This is a genomic window from Bifidobacterium sp. UBA6881 (assembly GCA_002451435.1).
Taxonomy (GTDB): Bacteria; Actinomycetota; Actinomycetes; order Actinomycetales; family Bifidobacteriaceae; genus Bifidobacterium.
Window position 1 is genome coordinate 12,879 of sequence record DKCF01000043.1, and the last position, 474, is coordinate 13,352.

The following is a 474-nucleotide window of genomic DNA, read 5'->3' on the forward strand; positions in this document are numbered from 1 at the left end:
TGCCGCATGACACGGCCGCGCTGACGAATCCCGCGGACACCGCTTGACTACCGCCCTCGGAGACCTCCAGCGTGGTGATGGTGAGGAACGCGTTGCTGCCGCCGGTGACGATCATGGCGGCGACGGTCAGCCTGCGCTGGAACGTGCCGGCGAACAGCCAGCGCAGCCCGGCGAGCGCCTCACGCCATTTGGGTTGTTCCTTGCTGCGTTCTCCGCTCTCGGCATCGGTGGCGGATTCTTGGGGCTCCCGCGATTCCAGAACAGTCGATCGGGTCGCACCTTCCGCATGCGATTCCGCCGTCGCATCGTGCGCGGATTCCACGGATTGCGCAGGTTCCATGGATGGTGCGGACTGCACAGACTGCGCGGGTTCTTCGGACTGCACAGATTCCGCGGATTGTTCGGATTCATGCGGATTCTCCGCTTCGTCTTCCGCACCGCGATGCCAATACCGCGTGATGCGGCTGGTGGTCA

At 64.6% G+C, this 474-nt stretch carries 1 pseudogene; it reads right to left on the minus strand.

Annotation, left to right across the window (positions count from 1 at the left end):
• Positions 1 to 474: pseudogene (locus tag B3C64_RS03690) on the minus strand (hypothetical protein); the annotation flags it as partial.